This window comes from Aquisalimonas sp., from assembly GCF_007120195.1.
In the GTDB taxonomy this organism is placed as follows: Bacteria; Pseudomonadota; Gammaproteobacteria; order Nitrococcales; family Aquisalimonadaceae; genus Aquisalimonas.
The window spans coordinates 1-4,034 of sequence record NZ_SKOG01000287.1 but is presented as its reverse complement, the minus strand read 5'-3'; the positions used below and the strand labels follow the sequence as shown (position 1 = coordinate 4,034).

Sequence of the window (4,034 nt, the reverse complement as noted above, 5' to 3'; positions counted from 1 at the left end):
TGTGGACCGGCCCCTCCCCGGAGGAGCTGGACAAGGAGTGGTGGGAAGACGAGGAGGGCGCCCGCGTGGTGCGCTTCGCGACAGCTCGCGGCACCAGTGAGGAAGAAGCAGTCGAACGCGTGCGTGAGTTTGTGGCAAGCCTGGAGTCCGACGACGAGCAGCGTTTGACGCTGCTGTTTGCCGGGCTGTTTCAGGAGATCAATCGGGAGCGCAGTCGCACCATCGAGGCCGTGCGCCGCTATGCGCGCGGCCAGGTGAACCGGCTGGAAGGAATCTCCGAGCTGGTCGATGAACTGGAGCAGTTGCGCGAAGACGACAGCGCCGACGAGGCCCGCATCGAGCGGGTTGAGGACGAGTTGTATTGGGAGCGCCGCCTGTTCGAGCAGCGCCAGCAGTCACTGCAAGCGGTGTGCGACAAGCCCTACCTGCTCGAGGAGCGGCTGAGCCGCCTGGTGCGGGTGCTGCAGGCGGAACTCTAGTGTCCTGTCCCGTAAATACGTTGCGAAAATTGGCGCGGATCCTGACGGTTTCTGGCAAGGCGCGCCGACGAGGCGTAGCGGGGACTACGGCGAGGAGGCGCAACGCCGCCAGGGGCCGTCAGGGCCGCGACAATCGTAACGTTATTTGCGGGACAGGACACGAGCGCGGCTGGCCCAACCGCAGATCAGGGAGAGCAGGATGCGCGCTGTGATACGCGGGGCGTTGGCAGGAACCTTTCTATTAACCATGGGCGGTGCCGTATCGCTGGCCTGGCCAACCCAGGTTGCAGGTGAAGAGGCCGCAGTCATGACTGTTGGCTACCTGGGGTTGGCGCCGCCGGCTGATCGGGCACCGGTATCGCCCCTCGACCAAGAACTCGACGATGAGGGCGTGCAGGGCGCACGGCTCGCCATCGAGGATAACAATGCCACCGGGCAGTTCCTCGGGCAGGAGTTTGTGCTGGTCGAAGAGATTCTGCCCCGGGACGGTGAGATTGCAGCAGGCTTGCAGGAGCTGATCGACCAGGGGGCGGACTGGATTATCAGTGGGCTGCCGAGGGACGCGCTGCTGGCGGTGCTGGACAGCGCCCAGGGGGAAGGCCGCGTCATTTTCAATGCCAGGGCGCCGGACAACGATCTGCGCGGCGAGCACTGCCGCGGCAACCTATTTCACACCATACCGAGCCGTCGGATGCAGGCGGACGCGTTGGCTCAGTTCCTGGCGTACAAGCGTTGGAATCGCTGGGCGCTGGTCCATGGCAGGACCGATGAGGATGAGCGTTTGGCTGCGGCCTTTCGGGAGTCGGCGCAGCGTTTCGGCGCACGTCTCACTGGCGAAAAGCAGTGGCCACATACCGCCATGGCCCGCCGCGCCGAAGGCGGCTTTCATGCCATCCAGCGCGAGATTCCGGTGTTTGTCCAGGATCTCCTTGAGCATGACGTGCTTGTCATCGCCGACGAGACCGATTACTTCGGCGAGTACTTCCCCTACCAGACCCGCTTACCCCGGCCGGTGGCCGGAACCCAGGGGCTGACACCGGTCGCCTGGCACCGGGCCCATGAATCCTGGGGTGGGGTTCAACTGCACCGCCGCTTCGAACGGCTGGTGGAGCGCTCCATGACGCCCAGGGATTTTGCCGCCTGGGTGGCGGTGCGCTCTCTCGGTGAGGCGGCCTCGCGCACGAATTCCGTCGCCGAGGAAGACGTGCTTGCCTACATGCTGAGCGAGGACTTCGCCCTAGCGGCCTATCTCGGTCTACCAGTCAGCTATCGGAGCTGGGATCAGCAATTACGCCAGCCCATCCTGATCGCCGGCCCCCGGATGGTGGTATCGGTCTCGCCCCAGGAAGGCTTTGAGCACCCGCGTACGCCGATGGATACCCTCGGTCACGATGAGCCGGAGTCGCCATGCGTGCTTTGAGCGAGGGGCCGCGCGGCATTGGCCGCGCAGCGGGTGATTGCAGCAAAGGGACGGTCTTGCCAACTGTGGAGTCCACAGCATGATCATCAAATTTGGCGCTCCGTGGGTCGTCCTGGTGGCGCTGCTTGCGCTACCTGACCTGGCCCTCGCCGAGCGTGTTTTCGTCTCCAACGAAAAGGACAACACCATCTCGGTGATCGATGCCGAGAAGCTCGAGGTCGTGGAAACCATTCAGGTCGGCCGGCGGCCGCGCAGCATGGTGCTGAGCACCAATGGCGAGTGGCTGTTCGTTGCCGTCGGCGACGATGAGGCCGTCGATGTGATCGACCTGTCCACATTGGAGGTGATCGGCAGCCAGTCCTCCGGGCCGGACCCGGAGGTCATCCGTGTTGACCCGCATCGCCCGTACCTCTACATCTCGAACGAGGATGACAACATCGTCACGGTGCTCGATTACGAGCGCCGCAGTCGCGTCACGGTTGTCCCGGTGGGCGTCGAACCGGAAGGCCTCGCCATCAGCCCGGACGGGAAATGGATCGTCAACACGACAGAGACGTCGAACATGGCGCACTTCATTGACTTGGAGAGCTTCGACGTCGTGCATAACGTGCTGGTGGACGCGCGACCCCGACACGCCGAGTTCACCAAGGACGGCTCAGAGGTCTGGGTGTCCGCGGAAATCGGTGCCACGGTCTCGGTCATCGACATGGACGACTTTGCCATCAAGGAGACAATCCATTTCGATGTGCGCGGGGTACCGCGCGAGACCGTGCAAGCGGTCGGGGTGGAGCTGACCTCGGATGGACGCTACGGCTTCGTCGCGTTGGGACCGTCGAACCGGGTCGCCGTAGTCGATCAGCAGACATACGAGGTGCTGGATTACATCCTGGTGGGTCAACGCGTGTGGCATCTGGCGCTGAACCAGGATGAGAGCCGCTTGTTCACGACCAACGGTGTCAGCGGCGATGTGACCGTGATTGACGTCGACTCCATGCGGGCGGTCAAGTCAATCCCGGTTGGCCGTTTCCCGTGGGGGGTTGTGGTCGCACCATGAGCTGCGAAGCCCACTTACAGAGAAACGAGTTCACGGCTCGGGACATCCCCCCCGCGCTGGAGGTGCAGGGGCTGGACTTCAGCTACAGCGGCAAGCCGATTCTGCAGCGCATCTGCTTCTCCGTGCACCCTGGCTCCTTTGTCGTGCTGCTCGGCCCCAACGGGGCCGGCAAGACGACACTGTTTGCCCTGATCACCCGCTTGTACGACCGGCGGGTGGGAGATATTCGCGTTGGCGGTCTGGACGTCCGCGAGCTCTCTACGCAGGCCTTGGGACAGATGGGCGTGGTCTTTCAGCAGCCGACCCTGGATCTTGACCTGAGTGTGCAGCAGAATCTGGCCTACCATGCGGCGCTGCACGGCATGAACCTGAAGACGGCGCGGCGTCATGCCGCAGATCAAGTAGCGCGCCTGGGGATTGGGGAACACCTGCGCAAGCGGGTCCGAGAGCTCTCTGGCGGGCAACGGCGGCGCGTGGAGATTGCCCGCGGATTGTTACACCGTCCGCGGCTGTTGCTGCTCGACGAGCCGACCGTGGGTTTGGACGTGGCCTCGCGTCGCGGCATCGTCGAGCACGTGCATCGCCTGTGCACGGACGAGGGGGTGGCGGTGTTATGGGCGACCCATTTGATTGATGAAGTCTACCCGGAGGACCGCGTCATCGTGCTCGATCAGGGCCGCATACGTGGGAACGGCTCCGTTGAGGCAATCAAGGCGCAAGCCGGTGCCGCGTCCATTGGCGAGGCGTTTGATACGCTAACCGAAGCCGAGGTCGGATGAGGCTAACCGCCTACGCCCATTGCATGCGCGGCATTCTCTGGCGGGAACTGCTGCGGTTTGTGCATCAGCGCAGCCGTTTCATCGCGGCGCTGGTGAGGCCACTGGTCTGGCTGCTGGTCTTCGCCGCAGGCTTTCGAATGGCGCTCGGCGTCGCCATGACGGAGCCGTATCAGACGTATATCCTCTATGAAGAGTACATCGTGCCGGGCCTGGTCGGCATGATTCAGCTTTTCAACGGCATGCAAAGCTCACTGTCCATGGTCTACGACCGTGAGATGGGTAGCATGCGCGTGCTGCTGGTC

At 63.6% G+C, this 4,034-nt stretch carries 5 protein-coding genes; all 5 read left to right on the top strand.

The features are described from left to right. Positions 1–479: hypothetical protein (locus QZT63_RS19735; protein ID WP_290653747.1), on the top strand; the 479-nt coding region annotated here is incomplete at its 5' end. A 199-nt stretch (positions 480–678) separates the two neighbouring features. After that, complete coding sequence (locus QZT63_RS19730) at positions 679–1,899, top strand: ABC transporter substrate-binding protein (RefSeq protein WP_290653745.1); 1,221 nt, start codon at positions 679–681, stop codon at positions 1,897–1,899. A 79-nt stretch (positions 1,900–1,978) separates the two neighbouring features. Next, positions 1,979–2,953, top strand: a complete 975-nt coding sequence (locus QZT63_RS19725; protein WP_290653743.1) for a PQQ-dependent catabolism-associated beta-propeller protein — start codon at positions 1,979–1,981, stop codon at positions 2,951–2,953. Next, positions 2,950–3,732 (top strand): ATP-binding cassette domain-containing protein, encoded by a 783-nt coding sequence (locus tag QZT63_RS19720; protein ID WP_290653741.1) that lies wholly within the window; start codon positions 2,950–2,952, stop codon positions 3,730–3,732. The genes QZT63_RS19725 and QZT63_RS19720 overlap by 4 nt, the downstream gene beginning before the upstream one ends. Further along, positions 3,729–4,034, top strand: a 306-nt coding sequence (locus QZT63_RS19715; RefSeq protein WP_366637647.1) for an ABC transporter permease, incomplete at its 3' end; no start/stop codon positions are given. The genes QZT63_RS19720 and QZT63_RS19715, both read left to right, overlap by 4 nt.